Annotated in this window: 27 protein-coding genes; 20 read left to right on the top strand and 7 right to left on the bottom strand. The window is 69.5% G+C overall.

Annotated features, from left to right (window positions below; genetic code table 11):
• Positions 1–8: 8 nt before the first annotated feature.
• The gene (locus BST38_RS03405; RefSeq protein ID WP_181791954.1) at positions 9–860 is read right to left on the bottom strand and encodes an alpha/beta hydrolase; all 852 of its coding nucleotides are present in this window, start codon (positions 858–860) and stop codon (positions 9–11) included.
• Between BST38_RS03405 and BST38_RS29740 the strand changes: the two genes are divergently transcribed.
• The 3 genes from BST38_RS29740 to BST38_RS03395 all read left to right on the top strand — a co-directional run bounded on the left by BST38_RS29740 (position 850) and on the right by BST38_RS03395 (position 3210).
• Entirely contained in the window at positions 850–972 is a 123-nt protein-coding gene (locus tag BST38_RS29740; protein ID WP_272818840.1) for a hypothetical protein, read from the top strand. The genes BST38_RS03405 and BST38_RS29740 overlap by 11 nt on opposite strands.
• Positions 960–1568 carry a TetR/AcrR family transcriptional regulator gene (locus BST38_RS03400; RefSeq protein ID WP_083141844.1) on the top strand — a complete coding sequence of 203 codons (609 nt, stop codon included), beginning with the start codon at positions 960–962 and terminating at the stop codon, positions 1566–1568. The genes BST38_RS29740 and BST38_RS03400 overlap by 13 nt, the downstream gene beginning before the upstream one ends.
• Before the next feature lie 202 nt (positions 1569–1770).
• A complete protein-coding gene (locus tag BST38_RS03395) occupies positions 1771–3210 on the top strand; it encodes an APC family permease (RefSeq protein WP_083142089.1) in 1440 nt (479 codons plus the stop codon).
• Here BST38_RS03395 and relZ read toward each other — a convergent pair.
• Complete coding sequence (gene relZ, locus BST38_RS03390) at positions 3207–4943, bottom strand: bifunctional ribonuclease/(p)ppGpp synthase (protein WP_083141843.1); 1737 nt, start codon at positions 4941–4943, stop codon at positions 3207–3209. The genes BST38_RS03395 and relZ overlap by 4 nt on opposite strands.
• Positions 4944–4994: 51 nt before the next feature.
• Between relZ and purB the strand changes: the two genes are divergently transcribed.
• The 3 genes from purB to BST38_RS03375 all read left to right on the top strand — a co-directional run bounded on the left by purB (position 4995) and on the right by BST38_RS03375 (position 7539).
• On the top strand, positions 4995–6413 hold the full coding sequence (gene purB / locus BST38_RS03385; protein WP_083142088.1) for an adenylosuccinate lyase: 1419 nt from the start codon (positions 4995–4997) through the stop codon (positions 6411–6413).
• A 63-nt stretch (positions 6414–6476) separates the two neighbouring features.
• Entirely contained in the window at positions 6477–7049 is a 573-nt protein-coding gene (locus tag BST38_RS03380; protein WP_083141842.1) for a DUF1707 SHOCT-like domain-containing protein, read from the top strand.
• Between the two features lie 7 nt (positions 7050–7056).
• Entirely contained in the window at positions 7057–7539 is a 483-nt protein-coding gene (locus BST38_RS03375; protein WP_083141841.1) for a DinB family protein, read from the top strand.
• A gap of 10 nt (positions 7540–7549) precedes the next feature.
• Here BST38_RS03375 and BST38_RS03370 read toward each other — a convergent pair whose 3' ends face one another.
• Positions 7550–8182, bottom strand: coding sequence for a hypothetical protein (locus tag BST38_RS03370; RefSeq protein WP_083141840.1), 633 nt, complete (start codon positions 8180–8182; stop codon positions 7550–7552).
• A gap of 52 nt (positions 8183–8234) precedes the next feature.
• On the opposite strand from BST38_RS03370, the gene BST38_RS03365 reads away from it, so the two are divergent.
• From BST38_RS03365 to BST38_RS03340, 6 genes are all read left to right on the top strand, one after another.
• Entirely contained in the window at positions 8235–9128 is an 894-nt protein-coding gene (locus BST38_RS03365) for a phosphoribosylaminoimidazolesuccinocarboxamide synthase (RefSeq protein WP_083141839.1), read from the top strand.
• Positions 9125–11245 carry a S9 family peptidase gene (locus BST38_RS03360; protein ID WP_083141838.1) on the top strand — a complete coding sequence of 707 codons (2121 nt, stop codon included), beginning with the start codon at positions 9125–9127 and terminating at the stop codon, positions 11243–11245. Before BST38_RS03365 ends, BST38_RS03360 begins: the two co-directional genes overlap by 4 nt.
• Before the next feature lie 7 nt (positions 11246–11252).
• Positions 11253–11846, top strand: coding sequence for a TetR/AcrR family transcriptional regulator (locus tag BST38_RS03355; protein WP_083141837.1), 594 nt, complete (start codon positions 11253–11255; stop codon positions 11844–11846).
• Between the two features lie 10 nt (positions 11847–11856).
• Complete coding sequence (locus tag BST38_RS03350; RefSeq protein ID WP_083141836.1) at positions 11857–12351, top strand: glutathione peroxidase; 495 nt, start codon at positions 11857–11859, stop codon at positions 12349–12351.
• A 70-nt stretch (positions 12352–12421) separates the two neighbouring features.
• Positions 12422–13126 carry a DUF2334 domain-containing protein gene (locus tag BST38_RS03345; RefSeq protein ID WP_083141835.1) on the top strand — a complete coding sequence of 235 codons (705 nt, stop codon included), beginning with the start codon at positions 12422–12424 and terminating at the stop codon, positions 13124–13126.
• Positions 13127–13152: 26 nt separating this feature from the next.
• Entirely contained in the window at positions 13153–14796 is a 1644-nt protein-coding gene (locus BST38_RS03340) for an FAD-binding dehydrogenase (protein WP_083141834.1), read from the top strand.
• A 79-nt stretch (positions 14797–14875) separates the two neighbouring features.
• Here BST38_RS03340 and BST38_RS03335 read toward each other — a convergent pair whose 3' ends face one another.
• A complete protein-coding gene (locus BST38_RS03335; RefSeq protein ID WP_083141833.1) occupies positions 14876–15529 on the bottom strand; it encodes an MBL fold metallo-hydrolase in 654 nt (217 codons plus the stop codon).
• Between the two features lie 66 nt (positions 15530–15595).
• Here BST38_RS03335 and BST38_RS03330 point away from each other — a divergent pair, with 66 nt between their 5' ends.
• The 3 genes from BST38_RS03330 to purQ are packed head-to-tail and all read left to right on the top strand — an operon-like array spanning position 15596 to position 17207.
• Positions 15596–16261, top strand: coding sequence for an ATPase (locus BST38_RS03330; protein WP_181791953.1), 666 nt, complete (start codon positions 15596–15598; stop codon positions 16259–16261).
• A 35-nt stretch (positions 16262–16296) separates the two neighbouring features.
• Complete coding sequence (gene purS, locus BST38_RS03325; RefSeq protein ID WP_083141832.1) at positions 16297–16536, top strand: phosphoribosylformylglycinamidine synthase subunit PurS; 240 nt, start codon at positions 16297–16299, stop codon at positions 16534–16536.
• Positions 16533–17207, top strand: a complete 675-nt coding sequence (gene purQ, locus BST38_RS03320; protein ID WP_083141831.1) for a phosphoribosylformylglycinamidine synthase subunit PurQ — start codon at positions 16533–16535, stop codon at positions 17205–17207. The genes purS and purQ overlap by 4 nt, the downstream gene beginning before the upstream one ends.
• 79 nt (positions 17208–17286) lie before the next feature.
• On the opposite strand, the gene BST38_RS03315 is transcribed toward purQ, so the two are convergent.
• Together BST38_RS03315 and BST38_RS03310 are read right to left on the bottom strand one after the other, a co-directional pair.
• Positions 17287–18084 (bottom strand): family 1 encapsulin nanocompartment shell protein, encoded by a 798-nt coding sequence (locus tag BST38_RS03315; protein ID WP_083141830.1) that lies wholly within the window; start codon positions 18082–18084, stop codon positions 17287–17289.
• Positions 18085–18096: 12 nt separating this feature from the next.
• Positions 18097–19116: a Dyp-type peroxidase gene (locus BST38_RS03310; RefSeq protein ID WP_083141829.1), complete on the bottom strand. Its 1020-nt coding sequence runs from the start codon at positions 19114–19116 to the stop codon at positions 18097–18099.
• Positions 19117–19167: 51 nt separating this feature from the next.
• On the opposite strand from BST38_RS03310, the gene BST38_RS03305 reads away from it, so the two are divergent.
• Genes BST38_RS03305 through BST38_RS03285 form a run of 5 tightly spaced genes read left to right on the top strand, consistent with a single transcriptional unit; the run spans position 19168 to position 25540 of the window.
• On the top strand, positions 19168–20442 hold the full coding sequence (locus BST38_RS03305; protein ID WP_083142086.1) for a M18 family aminopeptidase: 1275 nt from the start codon (positions 19168–19170) through the stop codon (positions 20440–20442).
• Positions 20443–20456: 14 nt separating this feature from the next.
• Positions 20457–20798 carry a VOC family protein gene (locus tag BST38_RS03300; RefSeq protein ID WP_083142085.1) on the top strand — a complete coding sequence of 114 codons (342 nt, stop codon included), beginning with the start codon at positions 20457–20459 and terminating at the stop codon, positions 20796–20798.
• Between the two features lie 31 nt (positions 20799–20829).
• Entirely contained in the window at positions 20830–23151 is a 2322-nt protein-coding gene (gene purL / locus BST38_RS03295; RefSeq protein ID WP_083141828.1) for a phosphoribosylformylglycinamidine synthase subunit PurL, read from the top strand.
• The gene (locus BST38_RS03290) at positions 23148–24869 is read left to right on the top strand and encodes an alpha/beta hydrolase (protein WP_083141827.1); all 1722 of its coding nucleotides are present in this window, start codon (positions 23148–23150) and stop codon (positions 24867–24869) included. Before purL ends, BST38_RS03290 begins: the two co-directional genes overlap by 4 nt.
• Complete coding sequence (locus BST38_RS03285; RefSeq protein WP_083141826.1) at positions 24869–25540, top strand: Rv0804 family intramembrane glutamic endopeptidase; 672 nt, start codon at positions 24869–24871, stop codon at positions 25538–25540. The genes BST38_RS03290 and BST38_RS03285 overlap by 1 nt, the downstream gene beginning before the upstream one ends.
• Here the strand turns inward: BST38_RS03285 and BST38_RS03280 are convergent.
• Entirely contained in the window at positions 25464–25865 is a 402-nt protein-coding gene (locus BST38_RS03280; protein ID WP_083141825.1) for a PPOX class F420-dependent oxidoreductase, read from the bottom strand. The genes BST38_RS03285 and BST38_RS03280 overlap by 77 nt on opposite strands.
• Between the last annotated feature and the right edge of the window lie 26 nt (positions 25866–25891).

Here is a 25891-nt window from a genome sequence, read left to right as displayed (position 1 = left end):
TCAGCAGGTCACGCGGTCAGCAGCGGCGCGGCCCAGGTCAGCTCCGAGGTGAGCTGCGAGGACCAGAACGCCGCGTTGTGTCCGCCGGGGGAGAACCCGCCGGCCGGTGGCGTCGGCAACTGCGCGATGAACTGCTGGGTGGCCGCGGCGAACGGATCGTCGAAACCACAGTCGATGCGCAACGGGATCCCGTCGAGTCCGGTCAGCCCCCACACACTGTTGGCGGCGTAGTCCTGGGCGCTGTCGAACGCGCCCGGGGCCGCGGCGCCCGGGGAGGTCCACAGCGCCGGACTGACCGCGCAGATCGCCGCGGTGCGGGCGGGACCGAGCCGCGATCCGAGCAGCATCGCACCGTAGCCGCCCATCGACCATCCGAGGAAGGCGACCCGGGAGGTGTCGAGCCCTTCGGCCGACAGCAGCGGCAGGAACTCCTCGAGCACCATCGCCCCCGAGTCGTCTCCGGAGGCCCGTCGGTGCCAGTAGCCGTTACCGCCGTCCACCGCGGCGATCGCGAACGGAGGAAGCCCCGCGCTGACCGCGTCGGCGAGGAACCGTTCGACGCCCATCGACATCACAGAGGTGGCCGAGGAGTCCTTGCCGTGCAGCAGGATCACCGGCCGCAGCGGCGCGGTCTGGCCGGGTGGGCGGGCGATGGCCCAGTTCACCGTCGTGCCGTTGCGTGCCGCGGACACGAAGGAGCCGGTGGCGTATCCGGCGGGATCGGTGGCCGCGCCGGGGGCGGCCGCGGCCGGTGCCGGGTCGACCGCGGCCACGGCGGCCGTGCCTGCCGCGGCGATCAGCCCGGCGCGCAGGCCGAGCGCGAGCACGCCCCGGCGGTTCATCATCGGCATGGGCGACATCTTGCCACCGGCCACCGTGCCGCCGCCCCGGTCGGCGTGGCCGGCCGGGGCCCTGGGATTCGCCGAAACCCCGGTGGCGATACCCCCGCGGCTGGCAGCATGCTACGAGTGACGGCAGCGGTCACTCCCAAGGGAGAACGTCGGCGGTATGCGCTGGTCAGTGCAGCCGCGGACCTTCTCTGCGAAGGGGGCTTCGACGCGGTGCGGCACCGCGCCGTCGCGCGCCGCGCCGGGCTGCCACTCGCCTCGACGACGTACTACTTCTCTTCGCTGGAAGATCTCATCGCGTGCGCGGTCGAGCACGTCGGGCTCCGCGAAGGGGAACAGTTGCGCGACCGCATCTCGGCGCTGTCCCGGCGCCGCCGCGGCGCGGAGGCGACCGCCGACATCCTCGTCGACCTGCTCATCGGCGACAATCCCGAACGGGTGACCGAACAGGTGATCTCGCGCTACGAACGCTATATCGCCTGCGCGCGCCAACCCGGCCTGCGCGACATCCAGCGCCGGATCCTGCGCCAGCGTAGCGACGCGGTCGTCGAGGTCGTCGAACGTTCCGGCCGGTCCGTGCGCGCCGAACTGGTCACCGCACTGGTCTGTGCCGTCGACGGCGCGGTGGTCGCGGCGCTCGTCGGCGACGGGGACGGGCCACGCGCGACCGCCCGGGCCACCCTCATCGACGTGATCGATGTCCTGGCCCCGTTCAACTAGGGCGTTTGCATTCCGGCGGCTCCGGTTAAACCGTCGGGGTGAAAACCGCCGGGGCGCTGCGCGCTGCCTTCGACACGGGTGGCCGTGACCTCACGTATTTCGCCGCGGACACGTCACAGGCACGGTTTATCGCGTTGGTGCCGCATATGCCGACGCGCTGTTCGATGATGAGTGATCTGCGCGAGTCGGTGAGGAGGGCGTGATGTCAGAACAAACCGCCGGCCCGAAGGGTTCCGAGAAACAACCCGAGCTCAAGCGGGTGATGGGCCCCGGCCTGCTCCTGCTGTTCGTCGTCGGTGACATCCTGGGCACCGGCGTATACGCGCTCGTCGGCGACGTCGCCGCCGAAGTCGGTGGCGCGGCGTGGCTTCCGTTCCTCATCGCGTTCGCCGTCGCGACGATCACCGCGTTTAGCTACCTGGAGCTGGTGACCAAGTACCCGCAGGCCGCAGGCGCTGCGCTCTACGCGCACAAGGCGTTTGGCATCCACTTCATCACCTTCCTGGTCGCGTTCATCGTGATGTGCTCCGGAATCACCTCGGCGTCAACGGCTTCCAGGGCGTTCGCGGCGAACTTCTTCACCGGTGTCGGGGTGGAGGACGCACCGAAAGCCGGAGTGCTGATCCTGGCGCTGCTGTTCATGGCCGCCCTCGCCGCGATCAACTATCGCGGCGTCGGCGAGAGCGTGAAGCTCAACGTCGTCCTGACCATCGTCGAGATCACGGGCCTGATCCTGGTCATCGCCGTGGGCTTGTGGGCGTTCACCGGCGGCGGAGACGTCGACTTCTCCCGCATCGTCGCGTTCGAGACGGCCGAGGACAAGAACACCTTCCTGGCGGTCACCGCCGCGACCTCGCTGGCGTTCTTCGCGATGGTCGGCTTCGAGGATTCGGTCAACATGGCCGAGGAGACCAAGGACCCGGTCAAGACGTTCCCGAAGATCCTGCTCTCGGGTCTGTCGATCGCCGGTGTCGTCTACATCCTGGTGTCCATCGTCGCGGTGGCGCTGGTGCCGATCGGCAAGCTGGAGGAGAGCGACACCCCGCTGGTCGAGGTGGTCCGCGCCGGAGCTCCGGGGCTGCCGATCGACACCATCCTGCCGTTCCTGACGATGTTCGCGGTGTCGAACACCGCGCTGATCAACATGCTGATGGCGAGCCGCCTGATCTACGGCATGGCCCGCCAGCACGTGCTGCCACCGGTGCTGGGCCTGGTCCACCCGAAGCGGCTGTCGCCGTGGGTGGCCATCATCTTCACCACCGTGATCGCTTTCGGCCTGATCATCTACGTGTCGACCTCCGCGAGCAGCAACGCGATCGCCATCCTGGGCGGCACGACCAGCCTGCTGTTGCTCGCGGTGTTCGCCGTCGTCAACGTCGCGGTGCTGGTGCTGCGCCGCGATGTCCGTGAGACCGGCGGCCACTTCAAGACCCCGACCGCGCTTCCGGTGATCGGGTTCATCGTGTCGCTGTATCTCGTGCTGCCGTTCTCGGGCCGGCCCGCCCAGCAGTACATCGTCGCCGGCGGCCTGGTCGTCATCGGGATCGTGCTGTTCTTCCTGACCCAGCAGATCAACAAGCAGCTCGGCATCAAGGACGGGCACATCACCGACCCGACCACCCTGGGATCGATGTCCGACTAGGGCTCCTGGTGCAGGCGGCCGAGTCGCGTCTCCAACAACTTGATGCGGTGCGAATTGCCCTCAAGGGCAATGTATTCGGGGCCGTAGATGGCCAGCAGTGCGTCGTCGAGGCGGCGGACCGCGCCGGCCGGGTAGCGGTAGTCCATCGCCGCGTTCACAGCGTCGGTGTCGATGCCGGCCAGCACCGTGTCGACCTCGTCGATCGAGTCGATGCCGAGGTCGAGCAGCAGCCCCGCGATCCACGTGTAGTGGTCGGTGCGCGACCACCCCGCATCCGGGAACCGGTTGCCCAGATAGGTGGCCAGCACCGGGGTCGGGATCCGAGGATCGCTGGTGACCTCCGGGGTGGCCGTCTCGGGCAGCGAGGTCCGTAGCCGTTCGCGCACCGCGGAGAACTCCCGGTCGGCGAGTTCGAGCAGACCCGCGGCGAGGGTGAAGCGACGGTCCAGATCGGGAACATGAGCGGCGGGAATCGAACCCTTGTACCGGATCTCGTGTTCGAATTCGGCCCAGGCATGCTGCAGCACGGTGCGCACCTGGATCGACGCCGGCTGCTGAATGCCCTCGACCCCGACCAGCAGATGCCTGCTGGCGTAACCCCAGCGGCCCTCGCGTGCGGTCTCCTGCCCCATGTCGCGGTCGTCGAGCAGGCGCATCTCCTCGGCGAGCAGTTCGGCGACCGTGTCGACGTCCTCCCGCAGATAGGTGATGACACGCAACCCGATCAGATCGGTGACCTCCACCAGCGGCTCGGTGAACAGCGGCGTCCCGTCGGGGCCGCGACGTTCGGCCTTGGCGGCGAACGAGTCCACGCTCTTGGTGCGCGCCGCGACCGACAGGTAGTTGATGCCGGCGTCGTCGAGCAACCCGGTCACCAACTCGAGGTACTGGGCGGTGGCCTCCACCAGGGCAGGCCGGCGCGCGGCGTACTCGGTGACCGCCGCCGACGGGCCTGTGGACTCGGGGGCCCGGACCCGCGGCTTCGGCGCGGGCGGCGGGGTCTCGGGCAACCGGTCCGAAGGCAGCGACGGGGTGACGATGTAGCCGCACGCGTGGTCGCCGTAGATGGTGACGTCCTGCGGCCGGTGATACCAGTACAGCCCGACATACGCGCAGAGCACCGCGTCGACGGGGTCCTCGTCCCGGTCGAGGTGGCTGGGCTTGGTCGCGGCCTCGACCCGCTTGCGCAGTTCCACCCATGACACGCTGCGGTTCACGCGCAACCTCGGCGTCGCATCGTCGAGCCCCTCGATCAGCGTCATCAACTGCAGCAGTGCGCGGTGGCGGCTCTCGAACGGTCCGCGCTTGTACTTCAGCGTCTTCTCCAGACCGAACAGCACGATGGTCGCCGGGTGCGGATACACCTCGATCGCCCGACGCGGCGAGGCCGAGTTCGGATCCGTGTCCAGCCCGAGGCGTTCGGCGATCCGCGCGGCGCGCGGGTGCTTGAACTCGGGCCGGTCGGTGAAGGCGGGCCGGGCGCCTGCCTCGAACCGCTGGAAGTCCCTGTTGAACTGCGCCTCCGCCGGGCGGTGCCCGGTCGCGTTTTTCACGATCAGCGGGGCGTCGATGGCGACCAGGCATTCGGAGTCGGTGTAGGGGGCGACGGCCGCGGCGATGCTGTCGTCGTCGGTCGCCGCTCCCACATGCAACAGACGCCCGTCGGTGTCGACCACGGCCACGCCCGTTTGGTTCTTCTCACCCCACGCGAGGTCGAGTCCGACGAAGTTCATGGGCATACTGTGCCCGATCGCCCGGCGGCGGGGCTCGTAAGCTGTGTGTTCGTGAGCATCCCGAACGTTCTGGCCAACCGCTACGCCAGTGAGGAGATGGTGGCCATCTGGTCACCGGAAGCCAAGATCGTCGCCGAACGGCGATTGTGGCTGGCCGTGTTGAAGGCGCAGGCAGAGCTCGGTGTCGACGTCCCCGACGGTGTCGTCGCCGACTACGAACGGGTGCTGGAGAACGTCGACCTGGCCTCGATCGCCGCACGTGAGCGGGTCACCCGCCACGACGTGAAGGCCCGCATCGAGGAGTTCAACGCACTCGCAGGCCACGAGCATGTGCACAAGGGCATGACCAGCCGCGACCTCACCGAGAACGTCGAGCAGCTACAGATCCGGCGCTCGCTGGAACTCGTGCACGCCCACGGTGTCGCGGTGGTCGCCCGCCTGGCCGAACGCGCCGCGCTGTACCGCGACCTCGTGATGGCCGGACGCTCGCACAACGTCGCCGCCCAGGCCACGACGCTCGGCAAACGGTTCGCCTCGGCGGCCGAGGAGATGCTGGTCGGGCTGCGGCGCGTCGAGGAACTGATCGCCCGCTACCCGCTGCGCGGGATCAAGGGCCCGATGGGAACCGCCCAGGACATGCTCGACCTGTTCGACGGTGACACCGAGCGCCTCGCCGACCTGGAGCGCCGGGTGGCCCAGTTCCTCGGCTTCACCGACATGTTCACCAGCGTCGGGCAGGTCTATCCCCGGTCGCTCGACCACGACGTCGTCTCGGCGCTCGTGCAGCTGGGCGCCGGTCCGTCGTCGCTGGCACACACCATCCGGCTGATGGCTGGCCACGAACTGGTCACCGAGGGGTTCGCCCCCGGGCAGGTCGGTAGCTCGGCGATGCCGCACAAGATGAACAGCCGGTCCTGCGAGCGGGTCAACGGCCTGCAGGTGGTGCTGCGCGGCTACGGCTCGATGGCCGCCGAACTGGCCGGCGCGCAGTGGAACGAGGGCGACGTGTTCTGCTCGGTGGTGCGCCGCGTCGCGCTGCCGGATGCGTTCTTCGCCATCGACGGGCAGACCGAGACGTTCCTGACCGTGCTCGACGAGTTCGGTGCCTATCCCGCGGTGATCCAGCGGGAACTCGACCGCTACCTGCCGTTCCTGGCCACCACCCGGATGCTGATCGCCGCCGTCCGTGCCGGCGTCGGGCGGGAGACCGCCCACGAGGTGATCAAGGAGCACGCCGTCGCGGTGGCGCTCGCGATGCGGGAGAAGGGCGCCGAACCCGATCTGCTCGACCGGCTGGCCGCCGACCCGCGGCTGCCGCTGGACCGCCAGGCGCTCGACGCCGCGCTCGCCGACAAGCAGGTCTTCACCGGTGCCGCCGCCGACCAGGTCGACCGCGTGGTCGCCCAGGTCGACGACCTGGTGGCCCGCTATCCCGACGCGGCGAAGTACACCTCTGGCGCGATTCTGTGAGAGCCGCTGAGGGCGAACGACATTGGCTGGTCGGCCGCAGCGGCTCCGCCTAGTCTGGGTGCGATGGATTCCCGACAACCTGACATCAGGGCCTCGGACGCCGACCGCGCCGCGGTGACGCAGATCCTCGAGCACGCGGTAGGCCAGGGGATGCTGACCCTCGACGAGTACACCGAGCGGATCGACGTCGTCCTCGCCGCGCGCACCCGGCGCGAATTGGACACCGTCATCGCCGACCTGCCCCACGTGCGGCGTCAGCCCGCGCCCGCGCCGCCCGAGGTGCTCAAAAGCTGGATGTCGAGCATCCAGCGCAAGGGACAGTGGACCGTGCCCGCCCGGATGCAGCTGGTGACCCGGATGTGCTCGACCGCGCTGGATTTCACGTCCGCGGTGCTGCACAGCCCGGTCGTGCACATCGACATCGACGACTACTTCAGCTCGACCGAGCTGATCCTGCCGGACGGGGCGACCGCCGATCTGGACGGCATCGGCAACGTCGCGTCGTCGACCGCGGTGAAGGTGACCTCCAGTCCGCCGTCGCGATCCCTGCACGTCGTCGTCACCGGCAAGGTCCGGTTCGGGTCGGTGACCGCCAAACACCCGTTCGGCACGGCGCTCAAGCGGCTGCTCAAGTAGGTCACCGATGCCGGCACGCAGACGCGACACCCCGCCGCCGAACCCGGGCGGATCCGAGAAAGAGGTGTTGGTCGGCTTTCTCGACTATCTGCGGGCGAGCGTGATCGCCAAGCTGAGCGGCACACCCGAGCCCGCCGTGCGCACGCCCGGGGTGCCGTCGGGAACGAACTGCCTGGGGCTGGTCAACCACCTCGCGCACGTGGAACGGTTCATGTTCCTCGGGCAGGATGCGGACTGGCCCGCGACGTTCCACGCCGGCGCCGACCAGACCGTCACGTCGGTGATCTCCGACTACGAGGACACGATCGCGCGCGTGAACGCCGTCATCGCAGCGTGCGACGACCTGAGCACACCGTGCGCGCGACCGGCGCGCCGCGGCACCGCGCCGTCGATGCGCTGGGCCCTGGCCCACATGATCGAGGAGACGGCGCGCCACGCCGGCCATCTCGACATCCTGCGCGAACAGATCGACGGCGCCACCGGGCGATGAAACCTGCCGGCTAGTCGGCGCGTTTGAGGTTCGCGGCGCGAATCCCCGATGCGCGCAGTTCCAGCGCGGCGAGCCCGCGGATCGCGATCCGGTCCTGGTTGCGCCACGCACCGACCGGGTCGGGGCTGACCGCGGCGAGCTTGGGCAGCGGCCGGTTCGCCAGCGCCCGCAGCGCGAGCAATTCCTCGCCGGCCCAGGTCGAGGACAACGTCACCGCCGTCCACTTGCGCCGGTAGAAGCGCAGCCGCAGGAACAGCCACGGCATCACCAACGCCAGGATCGGCGGCGCCGCGACCGCGAGCGCCAGCAACCACGACAACCAGCCGGCGGTGACACCCAGCGACTGGCCCGCGCCGGCGATCTCCCGTGCGGCGTCGCCCGCGCCGCGCAGCGGACCCGCCAGCGCACCGCCGACCAGCGGCACGCCGTCGGCGCTGTCACCGGCGTTGTCGAGGTTGCCCGCCACGCCATTGGCGCCGCTTTCCACCTGGTAGCCGAACTCGGCGAGGGTGGACACGGCCGAATGGACCGCCGCCCCGACCCAGACCCAGATCGTGATCCAGGTGAGCACGACGACATCGCTGACCACTTGCCACAGCAGCCGACCGGGCGTCGACGCGTAGGGGACCCACCGTGACTTCATGCGATCGATCACAGCACACAGACGCGCTTCGGCGGACCGATAGGCTGGCCCGATGCGTCCCGCTCTGTCCGACTACCAGCATCTGGCCAGCGGCAAGGTTCGTGAGCTCTACCGCGTCGACGACCGGCACCTGCTGTTCGTCGCGACGGACCGGATCTCGGCCTACGACCACATCCTGGACAGCGAGATCCCGGACAAGGGCCGTGTGCTGACCGCGATGAGCGTGTTCTTCTTCGGCCTGATCGACTCGCCGAACCATCTCGCCGGACCGCCCGACGACGAGCGCATCCCAGCCGAGGTGCTGGGCCGGGCGCTGCTGGTCAAACAGCTGGACATGCTGCCCGTCGAGGCGGTGGCCCGCGGCTATCTGACCGGCTCGGGACTCGTCGACTATCAGAAGACGGGTTCGGTGTGCGGTATCGCGCTGCCGTCCGGGCTGGTCGAGGCGAGCAGGTTCGACGAGCCACTGTTCACCCCCGCGACCAAGGCCGATCTCGGGGAACACGACGTGAACATCTCGTTCGACGACGTCGTCGCGCTGATCGGCGCCGAGCGCGCCGAAGAACTGCGCGACCTCACCTTGTCGACCTACCGCCGGGGCGCCGAGCACGCGCTGACCAAGGGCATCATCGTCGCCGACACGAAGTTCGAGTTCGGCGTCGACGACGACGGCACACTGACGCTGGCCGACGAGGTGTTCACCCCGGACTCGTCGCGCTACTGGCCCGCCGAGGGCTACGTGGTCGGGCAGGTGCAGAACAGCTTCGACAAGCAGTTCGTGCGCAACTGGCTCACCGGCCCGGAGTCGGGCTGGGACCGCACCGGCGATCAGCCGCCCCCGCCGCTGCCCGCCGAGATCGTGGCCGCCACCCGGGCGCGGTACATCGAAGCCTACGAACGCATCTCAGGACTGCGGTTCGACGACTGGATTGGAGGCACCGCGTGAGCGGTGACATCGCACCACCCATCGCCAAGCGGGTCGACACCCGCCGGGAGCATCACGGGGACGTCTTCGTCGATCCGTACGAATGGTTGCGGGACAAGTCCAGCAAGGACGTCATCGACTACCTGGAAGCCGAGAACGCGTTCGTCGAACACGTCACCGAGGACCTTGCGCCGTTGCGGCAGAAGATCTTCGACGAGATCAAGACCAGGACCAAGGAGACCGACCTGTCGGTACCCACCCGCCGCGGCGACTGGTGGTATTACGGCCGCAGCTTCCAGGGCAAGCAGTACGGCGTGCAATGCCGTTGCCCCGTCACCGATCCCGACGACTGGACCCCGCCGGAACTCGACGAGAACACCGAGATCCCCGGCGAGCAGGTGTTGCTCGACGAGAACATCGAGGCCGAGGGCCACGAATTCTTCTCCCTCGGCGCGGCCACCGTCAGCATCGACGGGAACATCCTGGCGTACTCGGTCGACGTCAAGGGCGATGAGCGGTACACGCTGCGGTTCAAGGACTTACGGACCGGTCAGCGCTACGGCGACGAGATCGAAGGCATCGGTGCGGGCGCCACCTGGGCGGCCGACAACCAGACCGTCTACTACGTCACCGTTGACGATGCGTGGCGGCCCGACACGGTGTGGCGGCATCGGCTGGGTGCCGAAACGCCGGACGAGAAGGTCTACCACGAACCCGACGAGCGGTACTGGATCGGTGTGGGCCGGACCCGCAGCAACAAGTACCTGATGATCGCCGCCGGCAGCGCGGTGACCTCGGAGCTGCGTTACGCCGACGCCAGCGATCCCGACGCCGAGTTCACCGTCGTGTGGCCGCGACGCGACGCGGTCGAGTATTCGGTCGAGCACGCCGTGGTCGGCGGCGAGGACCGCTTTCTGATCCTGCACAACGACGGAGCCGAGAACTTCACCCTCGTCGAGGCGCCCGTCGCCGACCCGGCAAATGTGCGCACCCTGATCGGACACCGCGACGACGTCCGGCTGGATGCCGTCGACGCGTTCGACAGCCATCTGGTGTTGAGCTACCGCAGCCAGGCCTTGCCGCGGATCCAGCTGTGGCCGCTGACCGACACCGGATACGGGACGGCGCAGGATGTCTCGTTCGACTCAGAGCTGATGTCGGTGGGGCTGTCGGCCAACCCGAACTGGAGCGCGCCGAAACTGCGGATCGGCGCGACGTCCTTCGTCACACCGGTGCGCATCTACGATCTGGACCTCGTCACCGGGGAACGCACGCTGCTGCGCGAACAGCCGGTGCTGGGCGATTACCGGCCCGAGGACTACGTCGAGCGCCGCGACTGGGCCGTCGCGGCCGACGGTGCCCGGGTGCCGATCTCGATCATCCACCGGGCCGGGCTGCAGTTCCCGGCGCCGGCGCTGCTCTACGGATACGGCGCTTACGAATCCTGTGAGGATCCGCGGTTCTCCATCGCGCGGCTGTCCCTGCTGGATCGCGGCATGGTGTTCGCGGTCGCCCACGTGCGCGGCGGCGGCGAGCTCGGCAGGCCCTGGTACGAGCACGGAAAGTTGCTGGAGAAGCGCAACACCTTCACCGACTTCATCGCGGTGGCCCAGCATCTCGTCGACACCGGGATCACCCGGCCGGAGAACCTGGTGGCCTACGGCGGCAGCGCGGGCGGGCTCTTGATGGGTGCGGTGGCCAACATGGCGCCGGACCTGTTCGCAGGCATCCTGGCCGCGGTGCCGTTCGTGGATCCGCTGACCACGATCCTCGATCCGTCGCTGCCGCTGACCGTCACCGAGTGGGACGAATGGGGCAACCCGCTGGAAGACCCCGAGGTCTACCGGTACATGAAGTCCTACTCGCCGTACGAGAACGTCGAGACGAAGAACTATCCGGCGATCCTGGCGATGACGTCGCTGAACGACACCAGGGTGTACTACGTCGAACCTGCCAAATGGGTAGCCGCGCTGCGCTATTCGCAGGCCAACCCGAGCGCTGACGCGGCGAAGGTGCTGCTCAAGACGGAGATGAACGCCGGCCACGGCGGTATCAGCGGGCGCTACGAGCGATGGAAGGAGACCGCGTTCCAGTACGCGTGGCTTCTCGATGTCGCGAAGGCCGAACACTCCGGCTAGCCCGCGCATGACCAGGGGCAGTTACCACCACGGCGACCTCAAGGCCGTCATCCTCGGTCACGCGGCCGCGCTGGTCGCCGAGCGTGGCGCGGACGGCGTCTCGCTGCGTGAGTTGGCCCGCGCCGCAGGCGTTTCGCATGCCGCGCCCGCGCACCACTTCACCGACCGGCGTGGCCTGTTCACCGCGCTGGCCGCGCAGGGATGGCGGATGCTGGCGGCGGCGCTGGCGCAGTCAGGACCGCAGTTCCTGGACGCGGCACTGGAGTACGTGCGGTTCGCCGTGGAACACCCGGGCCACTACGAGGTGATGTTCGACCGTTCGCTGGTCAACCCCGAGGACCCGGAGCTGATCGCGGCCCAGACCGCTGCGGGCACCGAATTGGCCGCCGGGGTCGGCACACTCGACGACGCGCGCGCCAAAGAGGACCCCCAGGCCGCCGGCCTGGCGGCGTGGTCTCTGGTGCACGGGTTCGCGATGCTGTGGCTCAACGAGGCCATCCCGGGTGCTCCGGACACCCGCGCCGACCCCGTCGACACCGTCCAACGCGTGGCCCGGATGCTGTTCACCCCGGGATCCGACGGCGGCGGCGAGCGCGGGTAGCGTCGGCGCCATGACTTCTGCGCTCACCGAGATCCCGCTGACCACGCTCGACGGCCGCGCCACCACGCTGGCCGAATTGGCCGACGGCGCCGCGCTGGTCGTCAACGTCGCGTCGAAATGCGGCCTGACACCCCAGTACAGCGCGCTCGAACAACTGGCCGAGGACTACGGCCCCCGCGGACTGACCGTGATCGGGGTGCCGTGCAACCAGTTCATGGGGCAGGAGCCCGGCACCGCGGAGGAGATCCAGACGTTCTGCTCCACCACCTACGGTGTCACGTTCCCGCTGCTGGCCAAGACCGACGTCAACGGCGCCGAGCGGCATCCGCTCTACGCCGAGCTGACCAAGGCCGCCGACGACACCGGCGAGGCCGGCGACGTGCAGTGGAACTTCGAGAAGTTCCTGCTGGCCCCCGGCGGCGAGGTGGTCAAGCGGTTCCGCCCGCGCACCACCCCGGACGCTCCCGAGGTGGTCGCCGCGATCGAGGCCGTGCTGCCGCGATAGTCCTGCGTTCGTCACCCGCGCGTGCCGTGTCATCCACCGGCCGGACATCTGGGGTCGCCACACTGCGGAGGTGACCGGACAACTGATCGTCTCGGTCTCCGGCATCGGGGACCGCACACGCGACGACGTCGCGGCGTTCCGCGCCGAACTCGCCCGGCGCGCGGTCCCGGCGTCGCTGCTGGTCGCGCCGCGCCTGAAAGCGGGTTACCGGCTCGACCGTGACGCCGCGACCGTCGAGTGGCTCGCGGCGCAGCGCGATGCGGGCGATGCGCTGGTACTGCACGGGTTCGACGCCGCGGCCACCAAGGCCCGCCGGGGCGAGTTCGCGACACTGCCCGCCCATGAGGCGAACCTGCGGCTGATGGCCGCCGACCGGATCCTCGAACACCTCGGCCTGCGTACCCGGCTGTTCGCGGCGCCCGGCTGGAACGTCTCCGACGGTGTGCTGAAAGTGCTGCCGCGCAACGGGTTCCGTGTGCTTGCCGGGTGGTCGGGCATCACCGACCTGGTGCGCCGCGACACCGTGCGGGCACGGGTACTGGGCATCGGCGAAGGCTTTCTCACCGAACCGTGGTGGTGCCGCTCGGTCGTGCTGGCCGCCGAGCGCACCGCGCGCCGCGGCGGGGTCGTGCGCGTCGCGGTCTCGGCCCGGCACCTACGGCGTCCGGGTCCGCGGCAGGCCATGCTCGACGCCGTCGACCTGGCGCTGCTGCACTCGTGCGAACCGCGGGTCTATGAATGGACACCGCGATCCGCGCTGACCGGCGCCGCGTAGCGGTCGACGCTCGCTAGATTGGCCGCATGACTGCTGATGTCGCTGATGTCATCGTGGTGGGTGCCGGGCTCGCCGGCCTGGTGGCCGCGTGTGAACTCGCCGAACGAGGCAGGCGCGTCCTGATCGTCGACCAGGAGAACGCGGCCAACATCGGCGGGCAGGCGTACTGGTCGTTCGGCGGGCTGTTCTTCGTCGACAGCCCCGAGCAGCGCCGGATGGGGATCCGCGACAGCCACGAACTGGCCCTGCAGGACTGGCTGGGCTCCGCCGGGTTCGACCGGCCCGAGGACCACTGGCCCCGGCAGTGGGCGCACGCCTACGTCGACTTCGCCGCGGGGGAGAAGCGCAGCTGGCTGCGCGACCGCGGGCTGCAGACCTTCGCGCTGGTCGGCTGGGCCGAACGCGGCGGCTACGACGCGAACGGGCACGGCAACTCCGTGCCGCGGTTCCACATCACCTGGGGCACCGGGCCCGCGCTCGTCGACATCTTCGTGCGGCGCCTGGTCGGCAACCCGCGGGTCCGGTTCGCCCACCGGCACCGCGTCGACGAACTGATCGCCGAGGACGGCGCCGTCGTCGGCGTGCGCGGTGCGGTGCTCGAACCGTCCGACGCGGTGCGCGGCGCACCGTCGTCGCGAAACATCGTCGGCGAGTTCGAATTCCGGGCCCAGGCGGTCATCGTCGCCAGTGGCGGCATCGGCGGCAACCACGACCTGGTCCGCAAGTACTGGCCCAAGCGCATGGGCCGGGTGCCCGAACAGCTGCTCAGCGGGGTGCCCGCGCACGTCGACGGCCGGATGCTGGAGATCTCGGCGACCGCGGGCGCCAGCGTGATCAACAGCGACCGCATGTGGCACTACACCGAGGGCATCACCAATTACGACCCGATCTGGCCGCGGCACGGCATCCGGATCCTGCCCGGGCCGTCGTCGCTGTGGCTGGACGCGTACGGCAAGCGCCTGCCCGTGCCGCTGTACCCGGGCTTCGACACGCTCGGCACGCTCGAGTACATCGCCCAGACTGGCCAGGACTACACGTGGTTCGTGCTGAACTCGCGCATCATCGCCAAGGAGTTCGGCCTGTCGGGACAGGAGCAGAACCCGGACCTGACCGAACGCAGCATCCGCGCGGTGCTCGAACGCAGCCGCAAGGGGCCAGCGCCCGTGCACGCGTTCGTCGACAAGGGCGTCGACTTCGTCACCGCGACCACGCTGCGCGAACTCGTGGCGAAGATGAACGTGGTGCCCGACGTGCTGCCGCTGGACTTCGACGTCGTCGAACACGAGGTGACCGCGCGCGACCGTGAGGTCGCCAACCGGTTCACCAAGGACGGGCAGATCACCGCGATCCGTGCCGCGCGGGAGTACCTCGGTGACAGGGTGCGCGTCGTCGCCCCACACCGGCTCACCGACCCCAAGGCCGGCCCGATGATCGCGGTCAAGCTGCACATCTTGACCCGAAAATCGTTGGGCGGGTTGGAAACCGACCTCGACGCGCGCGCGTTGCGCGGCGACGGCAGCGTGCTGCCGGGGTTGTACGCCGCCGGTGAGGCCGCCGGGTTCGGCGGTGGCGGGGTGCACGGGTACCGCTCGCTGGAGGGCACGTTCCTGGGCGGCTGCGTGTTCTCCGGCCGCGCCGCGGGCAGGCACGCGGCGCTGTCCATCGGGTAGCGCCGCACTTTCGGCTGGCGAGCAGACGCGAACTCGCGCGACACGCCGGGGACACGCCCGAGTTTGTGACTGCTCGCGGTCAGAAGGTGACGGCGGTCTCCTGCTCGAGGACCTGGAAGTCGGTGTCGGTCATCTCCGTCAGCCGGCCGTAGAAGATCGGCCGCCCGACGGGGTCGATGATCGCCTGGTGGATCGGCACCGCGTGGGTCGGCGCCACGGCGCGCAGATAGTCGACCGCCTCGGAGATCTTCAGCCACGGGGCCGCCGCCGGGGTCGCCAGCACGTCGACCGGTTCGCCGGGCACGAACAGCGCGTCGCCGGGATGCATCAGCCTGGCCGGGTGTTCCCCGTCGCCGACCAGATACGAAATATTGTCGATGACAGGGATTTCCGGGTGGATGACCGCATGGGTGCCGCCCGCCCCGCGCACCGTCAGATGCCCGATCGGCAGCTCGTCGCCGACGTTGACGGCCTGCCAGGGCCCGCCGAGCTGCGCGGCGGTCTGCGGATCGGCGTACAGCGCGGCCTGCGGGTTCGCCTCGACGAGCGCGGGCAGCCGTGCTGTGTCAGCGTGGTCGGGGTGCTGGTGGGTGATCAGGATCGCGTCGAGGCCGGTGATCCCTTCGAATCCGTGCGAGAAGTTGCCGGGGTCGAACAGGACGGTGGTGTCCTGACCGGACGGGTTCGGGAAGCTCGCTAGGAGGCATGAATGACCGAAATGTGTGAGCTGCATCCCTATAGTGTGACGCTCACACGGCAGGTGGGGGTACACGGCAGGTGGGGGTACAGGTAGGTGTACGTGCGATTGGTGGTCGTGCTGGCTGTCGCGTGGTGGGGCGTGGTCGCCATGCCCGCCGTCGGGCGCGCCGCTCCCGGCTATTGCCCGCCGAGCTGTGACGGTATCCCCGACTCGGCGTGGATCTATCCCGGCGCGGTCCCGCTCGCGTCGGTGTACCGCTGGCCCGCTCTCGGCGACCGGGCCGTTGCGGTCAGTACGCCGCGCTTCGAGTTCGAGTCGTGGTGCGCGAGCCCGCCCCGCACCGACGACCCCCGCGACTACGCCGTCGCCGCGCGCGCCGAGGTCAGCAACCCGCCGGGTCAGTGGAACCTGCAGGTCCTGGTGGTGCACTGGCGCGGCGACACCGTAACCGGCGGCCGCGACGCGCTGCAGAGCCTGGAGTGGGCGCGGATGGCGCTGGCGTCCTGTCAGACGACCACGCCTGAGGTGTCGCCGTCGCTGACCACCAGCGAGGCGATGCAGTTCGCCGCGGTGATCAGCGACGGCGGCCGGCGCGTGATGCGCGTGTACCTCGTTGTCGACCCCGCCAGCAGCACGCTGGTCGAGATGGTGCTGTGGACGACGATCCCGGCGGCCGTCGACTGGCGCGGGGTCGCGCCGGACCGGGAGGTGTTCGATGCGATGGCGGCTCCGCTGTGTACCGCGTACCTGGGCTCATGCCGATGAAGCGGACCCCGCGTCGCCGCAGGTAGAGTGTCGCCGTGGCAAAAGTGGTGGTGAACGTCATGCCCAAGACCGAGATCCTGGACCCGCAGGGTCAGGCGATCGTCGGGGCGCTGGGCCGTCTCGGGTTTGAGGGAATCTCAGATGTCCGGCAGGGCAAGCGATTCGAGCTCGACATCGACGGCGACATCGATGACGACAAGCTCGCCGAGATCGCCGAGAGCCTGCTGGCGAACACCGTGATCGAGGACTGGAGCATCAGCCGGGAGGACGCATGACCGCTCGTGTGGGCGTCATCACCTTCCCGGGCACGCTCGACGACATCGACGCCGCGCGGGCGGTGCGCCTTGCCGGCGCCGAGCCCGTCAGCCTGTGGCACGCCGACGCCGACCTCAAGAACGTCGACGCCGTCATCGTGCCCGGCGGTTTCTCCTACGGCGACTACCTGCGTGCCGGCGCGATCGCGCGCTTCGCGCCGCTGATGGGTGAGGTGGTCGCCGCCGCGGGCCGCGGCATGCCGGTGCTGGGCATCTGCAACGGCTTCCAGGTGCTCTGCGAGGCGGGCCTGCTGCCCGGCGCCCTGACCCGCAACCAGAATCTGCACTTCATCTGCCGGGACACCTGGCTGGAGGTCGCGTCGAACACCTCGGCGTGGACGTCGCGCTACGAGCAGGGCGCCGACCTGCTGGTGCCGCTGAAATCCGGCGAGGGCCGCTACGTCGCGAGCGAGAACGTGCTCGACGAACTCGAGGGTGAGGGCCGCGTGGTGTTCCGCTACCGCGAGAACCTCAACGGCTCGATGCGCGGCATCGCCGGTATCAGCTCGGCCAACGGGCGGGTCGTCGGCCTGATGCCGCATCCCGAGCATGCCACCGAGGCCCTGACCGGCCCGTCCGACGATGGGCTCGGCATCTTCTACTCCGTGCTGGACGCCGTCCTGGCGGTCTGACGCGCGACGAGCGCGCGGTCGTGCACGCCCCGACACGGAGTGTCGGCGTGCAGACCCGCGCGCTCGCGGTGCCGAGTCCTCACGCGCCGAGCGCGACCGAGGCCTCCGCGGTGTAGCACAGGAACGTCAGCGTCTCCTCCAGGTACAGCTGCACGGTCGCCGCATCGTGCGACAGGTAGCCGATGCACACGTCGGTGCCCAGCTGCAGGTCGAAATCGCCTCCGCGCGTGGATAACACGAACGCCCCGTCGATGGCGGGCGCCCAGATGATGTCGCCGTCGACGAGCCGGTTGAGATGCTCACGGATCGGATAGCCGTGCGCGGTGGTCTCACTGACCTTGGTGTACACCTCGGCCGACAGCAGCACGCTGTAGGGCCCGTCGACGCCGGCGAGCCGCAGCTCCGACAGCGCCTGGCTGATCACGTCGGGGATGTCGCGCGGGTCCTCGGGCAGCGCGAGGCTCGGGCACGAGCTCGACTTGCGGATACCGCTGATCTGCGCGGCCTCGTAGCCCTCGAAGATCGCCCGGTCCTCGGCGAACGCCAGCTTCTTGGCGGCCTCCTTGACCGGATCCCAGTCCGAGTCCTGCGAACCGCGCTCGACGTCGTCGATGTCGGTTCGGTTGACGGTGAACGGAACCCGCAGCCGCACCAGCGGCCGGGCCTCGCGCAGATGGGCGACCACACCGTCGCCGGGGGACGTCACGTCGAGAAGGTGGCCGGTGCTGACCGCGGCGGTGACCGGACCGCCCGGCTCGCTGACGTCCACCACGCGGCGGCCCGCGATATGCCGCTTGAACGTGCGGGCGGCCTCCTGTTCGATCTCGGCCCACGCCGCCGCGGTGATCGGGGCCAGGTCCCGGTACAGGTTGTTCATCGCTTCATCCTTTCAACCACGGCGGACTTTCAGGCTGCCGATCTCCAGAGAGCCGTGATAGCCGACCGATTCCACGGTGCCGGTAGGACCGGTGGCGTCGGTGGGCAGCGGGGGCGGGTCGTCGAGGAAGTCGTTGATCGGGGTGAAGAACATCGACCCGGTCACGGCCGTCGAGAAGTCCAGCACCCGGTCGGTGTTGCCGGGTGGGTCGCCGAGGAACATGTTGCGCAGCATCCGCTCGGTGACGGCGGCGGTGCGCGAGTATCCGATGAAGTACGTCCCGAACTCACCCTTGCCCACCTCGCCGAACGGCATGTTGTGGCGCACGATCTTCAGCTCGGTGCCGTCCTCGTCGGCGATGACGTTCAGCGCGACATGGGAGTCGGCCGGTTTGACCGCGTCGTCGAGCTCGATGTCGTCGAGCTTGGTGCGGCCTATCACCCGCTCCTGCTCCTCGGTCGACAACGCGTTCCACGACGCCATGTCGTGAACGTACTTCTGGACGTGCACGTAGCAGCCACCGGCGAAGTCGGGGTCCTCGTCACCGATGCGGGTGGCGCTGTCGGCCAGCGGACCGTCCGGGTTCTCGGTGCCGTCGACGAACCCGAGCAGATCGCGATTGTCGAAGAACCGGAAGCCGTGGGTCTCGTCGACGACGGTGATCGCCCCCATCGCCGCGACCAGTTTGGTCGCCAGCTCGAAGCACACGTCCATGGTTTCGGCGCGGATGTGGAACAACAGATCACCCGGGGTCGACGGCGCATGGTGGCGGCCGCCGTCGAGCTCGACGAACGGGTGCAGCTCGGCCGGGCGCGGCCCGGAGAAGAGCCGGTCCCAGGCGTCGGAGCCGATTGACGTCACGACCGACAGCCGTTTGGCCGGGTCGCGGAATCCGACCGCGCGCACCAGGCCCGCGATGTCGGGCAGCGCATCGTGCACGGACTGTTCGCCGCCCTCGTCGATGGTGGCCACCAGGAAGATCGCTGCCGGGGTCAGCGGAGCCAGAACCGGCTGCGGCAGGGGATCGGGCACGGCTTCGACCCTAAATCAAGATCGCAGGCGTTGATCGACGAAGATGGAAAGATGCCTGCTAGCCCCCAGGGTCTCTGCCAGTTCATCGACGCGTCCCCGTCGCCGTTCCACGCCTGCCGCACCGCGGCCGACCGGCTGGTCGAGGCCGGGTTCACCGAACTGTCGGAGAGCGACCCGTGGCCGGGCGCCGGGGATCATTTCGTGGTGCGGGCCGGATCGCTGATCGCGTGGCGGTGCGGCGAGGACGAGCGCGCGCTGCCGTTCCGCATCGTCGGCGCGCACACCGACAGCCCCAACCTGCGGGTCAAACAGCATCCCGACCGGTTCCTGTCGGGCTGGCAGATCGTCGCGCTGCAGCCGTACGGTGGCGCCTGGCTGAACTCCTGGCTGGACCGTGATCTCGGCGTCAGCGGACGCCTGTCCGTGCGGGAGGGCACCGGGACCGGCACAGGGATCCGTCATCTGTTGGTCCGCATCGACGCACCGATCCTGCGGGTGCCGCAGTTGGCGATCCATCTGTCCGAGGACCGCAAGGGGGTGGAGCTGAACCCGCAGCGGCACGTCAACGCGGTGTGGGGGGTCGGTGACCGGTCCCGCTCCTTCCTCGGGTTCGTGGCCGACGAGGCCGGCGTCGACGAGGACGACGTGCTGGGCTTCGACCTGATGACCCATGACCTGACCCCGTCTCGGCTGGTCGGCGCCGACGACGCCCTGGTCAGCGCGCCGCGGTTGGACAACCAGGCGACCTGCTACGCCGGGCTGGAGGCGTTCCTGGCCGCCGAGCCCGGCTGCGGCGTGGTGCCGGTGCTGGTGCTGTTCGACCACGAGGAGGTCGGCTCCCAGTCCGACCACGGCGCCCAGTCCGATCTGCTGCTGACGGTGCTGGAGCGCATCACCCTGGCCGCCGGCGGGCACCGCGAGGACTTCCTGCGCCGGCTGCCCGACTCGATCGTCGCGTCCGGGGACATGGCGCACGCGACGCATCCGAACTACCCGGACCGGCACGAACCCGGCCATCTGATCGAGGTCAACGCGGGGCCGGTGCTCAAGGTGCAGCCGAACCTGCGTTACGCCACCGACGGTCGTACCGCCGCGGCGTTCGCGCTGGCCTGCGCGCAGGCCGGGGTGAACCTGCAGCGCTACGAACACCGCGCCGACCTGCCCTGTGGATCCACCATCGGGCCGATGACCGCGGCAAACACCGGGATCCCGACCGTCGACGTCGGTGCCGCGCAGCTGGCGATGCATTCGGCGCGCGAGGTGATGGGCGCGGCCGATGTCGCCGACTACTCCGCCGCGCTCGCGGCATTTTTGTCGCCGGCGTGACCTACGGTCGGACCATGGCACTCAAGATCGAGATGATCACTTTCGACTGTGTGGATCCCGACGCGCTCGCCGGCTGGTGGGCCAGCGCGGCGGGTGGAGACGTGAACGCCGTGGCTCCAGGTGAATTCGTGATGGTCGTCGCCGAGGGACGTCCCACGCTGGGGTTCCAGCGGGTGCCCGACCCGACGCCGGGGAAGAACAAGGTGCACCTGGACTTCCACGCCGAGGACCGCGAAGCGGAGGTGGCCCGGCTGGTCGGGCTGGGCGCGCGGGAGACCGGCCGCAACAACTTCGGCCCAGAGTTCGAATGGGTGGTGATGGCCGACCCCGAGGGCAACGCGTTCTGTGTGTCCTGAGTCGCACCGGCGTCCTGGCTAGACTGGCGCGGTGACGTCTGGGTTGACCCAAGAGGTAGACACTGTCGAGCGGGCCGCGGCCACCCCCGGCCAGCCCCAGCCCTATCGGGAACTCGGGCTCAAGGACGACGAGTACGAGCGGATCCGCGAGATCCTCGGCCGTCGTCCCACCGATGCCGAGCTGGCGATGTACTCGGTGATGTGGAGCGAGCACTGCTCCTACAAGTCGTCGAAGGTGCATCTGCGCTACTTCGGCGAGACCACCACCGAGAAGATGCGCCAGGCCATGCTCGCCGGCATCGGCGAGAACGCCGGCGTCGTCGACATCGGCGACGGCTGGGCGGCGACGTTCAAGGTCGAGTCGCACAACCACCCGTCCTACATCGAGCCGTACCAGGGTGCGGCCACCGGCGTCGGCGGCATTGTGCGCGACATCATGGCGATGGGCGCACGCCCGGTGGCCGTGATGGACCAGCTGCGCTTCGGCGCGGCCGACGCCCCCGACACCCGGCGCGTCCTCGACGGCGTGGTGCGCGGTGTCGGCGGCTACGGAAACTCGCTGGGGCTGCCGAACATCGGCGGCGAGACGATCTTCGACGCCAGCTACGCCGGCAACCCACTGGTCAACGCGCTGTGCGTCGGCGTGTTGCGCAAAGAGGACCTGAAGCTGGCCTTCGCCTCCGGTGCCGGCAACAAGATCATCCTGTTCGGCGCCCGCACCGGCCTCGACGGTATCGGCGGAGTGTCGGTGCTCGCGTCGGAGACGTTCGGCGGCGACGAGAGCGGCAGTGCAGGCCGCAAGAAGCTGCCCAGCGTCCAGGTCGGGGACCCGTTCACCGAGAAGGTGCTCATCGAGTGCTGCCTCGAGCTCTACGCCGCCGACCTGGTGGTCGGCATCCAGGATCTCGGTGGCGCCGGATTGTCCTGTGCCACTTCTGAACTCGCGTCTGCGGGCGATGGCGGGATGAAGGTCGAACTGGATCAGGTGCCGCTGCGCGCGGCGAACATGACCCCGGCGGAGATCCTGTCCAGCGAGTCGCAGGAGCGCATGTGCGCGGTGGTCACGCCCGAGAACGTCGACGCGTTCATGGCGGTGTGCCGCAAGTGGGACGTGCTCGCCACGGTGATCGGTGAGGTCACCGACAGCGGTCGGCTGGAGATCACCTGGCACGGCGAGACCGTCGTCGATGTGCCCCCGCGCACCGTGGCCCATGAGGGCCCCGTCTACGAACGGCCCGTTGCGCGCCCGGACAGCCAGGACGCGCTGATCGCCGACACGTCGGCGGCGCTCGAGCGCCCGCAGACCGGCGACGAACTGCGTGCGACCCTGCTGGCGATGCTCGGCAGCCCGCATCTGTGCAGCCGCGCGTTCATCACCGAGCAGTACGACCGCTACGTGCGCGGCAACACCGTGCTCGCCGAGCACGCCGACGGCGGTGTGCTGCGGGTCGACGAGCAGACCGGCCGCGGCATCGCGATCTCCACCGACGCGTCCGGGCGCTACACCGCGCTGGACCCGTACGCCGGGGCGCAGCTCGCGCTCGCCGAGGCCTACCGCAACGTCGCCGTCACCGGCGCCACCCCGATCGCGGTGACCAACTGCCTGAACTTCGGCTCACCCGAGGACCCCGGGGTGATGTGGCAGTTCTCCCAGGCCGTCCGTGGTCTCGCCGATGGCGCTGCGGCGCTGGGGATTCCGGTCACCGGCGGCAACGTCAGCTTCTACAACCAGACCGGCACCACGGCGATCCTGCCCACCCCGGTGGTCGGTGTCCTCGGTGTGATCGACGACGTGAAGCGCCGTATCCCGACGGGCCTGGGCACCGAGCCGGGCGAGACGCTGATCCTGCTCGGCGACACGCACGACGAGCTCGACGGCTCGATCTGGGCCGAGGTGACCGCCGGGCACCTCGGCGGGGTCCCGCCCAAGGTGGACCTGCAGCGCGAGCAACTGCTGGCCGAGGTGCTGACCGCCGCGTCCCGTGACGGGCTGGTCTCCGCCGCCCACGACCTGTCCGAAGGTGGCCTGATCCAGGCCGTCGTCGAGGCGGCGCTGGCCGGGGAGACGGGCGTGCGGCTGGTGCTTCCCGAGGAGTTCCACGAAGGCACAGGCCCGTTCGTCTTTCTGTTCTCCGAGTCGTCGGGCCGGGTGCTCGTCGCGGTGCCGCGCACCGAGGAGAGCCGCTTCACCGCGATGTGCGAGGCGCGCGGGCTGCCCGCCACCCGCATCGGCGTCGTCGACCACGGACCCGAGGGTGGCGAACCCGCTGTCGAGGTCCAGGGCCAGTTCACCGTGACCCTCGAGGAGTTGCGGCGCACGTCGGAAGGCGTGCTGCCCGGGTTGTTCGGGTGACGGCGAGCGACACCGAGAAGAGCCCCCCGTACGTCTGGGCGTGGCACCTGCTCCGCCTGGACTTCACCGGTGTCGCGCTGGGGGCGCTGCTCTTCTGTGTGTCGCTGACCCCGTCGCTGCTGCCGCGCGACTGGTTGTTCCAAGGTCTCATCGGCGGTCTGAACGCCGCGATCGGTTACGGCATCGGGGTATTCGTCGAGCGCATGGTGCGCCGCTTCGTGCTGCGGGACCGGCTGTGGTGGCCGCCGCCGCGCCGAATCCTGCTGACACTCAAAGCCATCGTGGTGGTGGGTGCGCTGGGCGCGTCGGTGCTGATGGTCATCCCCGCCGCCGCCTGGCAACGGCAGGTGTCCGCGCTGATGGGGATGGAGGGCCCGACCACCACGGGCTACCTGCGGCTGCTGATCATCGCGGTCGTGGTCGCGGCCCTGTGCATCGCGACGGCGCGGTTGCTGCTCGACGCCATCAAGACGCTGGCCCGCCTGCTCATCCGGCGCTGGCGGCTCTCCGACGAGATGGCATTGTTCATCGGCACCGCCGTCGTCGTCGTGCTGGTCATCGCCCTCGTCAACGGCGTGTTGTTGCGGGGCTTCCTGGCCGGTGCCAATCGGGTGTTCCAGCCGCAGAACACCGTCACCGCCGAAGGTGTGACACAGCCGGAGGAGTCCGAAAGGTCGGGTAGCCCAGAGTCTTTCGCAGCTTGGGACACCCTCGGCTATCAGGGCCGCAGCTTCGTCGGCACCGGCCCGCGCGCCGACGAACTCGCCCGTGTCAACGGGCGCCCGGCCCAGCAGCCCATCCGGGTGTACGTCGGGTTGCAGACCGCCGAGACCGATGAGGCGCGGATGGCGGTGCTGCTCAGCGAACTCGAACGCACCGGCGCGTTCGACCGCGAGGTCCTCGTCATCGTGCCGACCACCGGCACCGGATGGGTCAACCCGATCGCCGCACGGTCGGTGGAGATGATGTACAACGGCGACACTGCGATCGTCGCCTCGCAGTATTCGTATCTGCCGAGCTGGATTTCGTTCATGGGCGACCAGCAGAAGTCGATGGCGGCCGGCCGGCTGCTGATCGACACCGTCCATGAGCGCTGGGCGAGGCTGCCGGCCGAACGCCGTCCCCGGCTGCTGCTCTACGGCGAGAGTCTCGGGTCGATGGCGGGCCAGGCCGCGTTCGAGTGGCTGCCCGACGTCGCCCGAATGGGGTTCTCGTCGGTGCTGTGGGTCGGTCCGCCCCACGCCAGCCCGCTGTGGCGCGCCGTCACCGTGCGGCGCGACCCCGGCTCCCCGCAGGTCCAGCCTCGTTACGACGGCGGGCGAACCGTGCGGTTCTCCCAGGGCAACGACGCCGCGCAGATCGCGGCCGACTCCGCGACCCCGTGGGAAGAGCCCAGAGTGCTGTTCCTGCAACATTCTTCGGATCCGATCGTGTGGTGGTCCGAGGATCTGTTGTTCACCCGGCCCGACTGGCTCTCCGAACCTCCTGGTCGGGACCGCACCGCCTCGATGCGCTGGTATCCGATCGTCACGTTCTGGCAGGTGGCTGCCGATATGACCAATGCTGCGTCGGTGCCGGGCGGGCACGGGCACAACTACGGGGATTTCATCCTCGACGGCTGGGTTGGTGTCGCGCCGCCGGACGGCTGGACCGGCGCGGATACCGAGCGAATTCGCGCCGCACTCGCCGAGACCGAATCCGAAGGTGGTGTCTCCTGATGCGTGACGGGCTGCGCGCCGGCGGGCTTGCGCTGACGGTACTGGGCTGGAGCGTCCTCGCGCCGCGCTTGCCGCAACGATGGAACCCTCTGCCGCAGATGGCATTCGGGGGAGCGTTGGCGGTGCTGTCCCGACGGTCTCTCGGGCTGCGCCCGCCTCGGCTGTGGCGCGGCGTCCGGTGGGGGAGTGCGGTCGCGGTGCCGGTCGCGGCCGCGGTCGCCGCGACCACTCTGCTCCCGCCGGTGCGCGCGGGGATGGCCGCACGGGAGTTGCCGGCGAGCCCGGCGCGCTGGCTGTTGCTGCGCATCCCGCTCGCGACGGTGTGGTCCGAGGAGGTCGCGTTCCGTGCCGCATTGCGCACCGCAGCCGAACAGGCGTGGGGGCCCGACGCCGGGAACCTGTTCGCGGCCACCGTGTTCGGGCTGTCGCACATCCCCGATGCGCGCGCCGCGGGCGATCCGGTGCTGGGCACGGTGCTGGTGACCGGCGCCGCGGGCTGGGGATTGGGCCGGCTGCACGCCAGATCAGGCAGCCTCGCCGCTCCGATGATCGTCCATCTGGTCCTCAACGAGGCGGGTGCCGTTGCGGCACTGGCTATCCAACGCCGACGTTCCGCACGTGCGCGACCAGGTCGTGCGGCTCGGTCCGCTGGTCGTCGATCCCGAAGCTGATCACCCGCCGCGGGATGACGCGGATGATCGGCGCCCCGCCGGATTCGGCCTGTACCGCCGTGCCCCGGATCTCCAGGCAGCGCACCCTCCACGGATCCCGGGACGTGATGTCGTCGACGACGAATGCGACCCGGTTGTTCGTCGCGACATTGCGGTATTTGCGGCTCTTGGTCATCTCGTAGCCGGCGATGTCGATGGTGCCGAGCTCGGCGTTGTAGGTGAACCCGACCGGGCTGTTCTGCGGCGTGCCGTCCGGCTGGATGGTGGCCAGCCTGCCGAGGTCCGCCTGGTTGAGGTAGTCGATCTCGAACGCTGTGAACGTCATGCACCGCACCGTAAAACCTGAACGGC

It is taken from the genome of Mycolicibacterium parafortuitum (assembly GCF_002086815.1).
Taxonomy (GTDB): domain Bacteria; phylum Actinomycetota; class Actinomycetes; order Mycobacteriales; family Mycobacteriaceae; genus Mycobacterium; species Mycobacterium parafortuitum.
The sequence above is the reverse complement of the archived record's forward strand: the minus strand, read 5'-3'. Positions and strand labels throughout refer to the sequence as shown.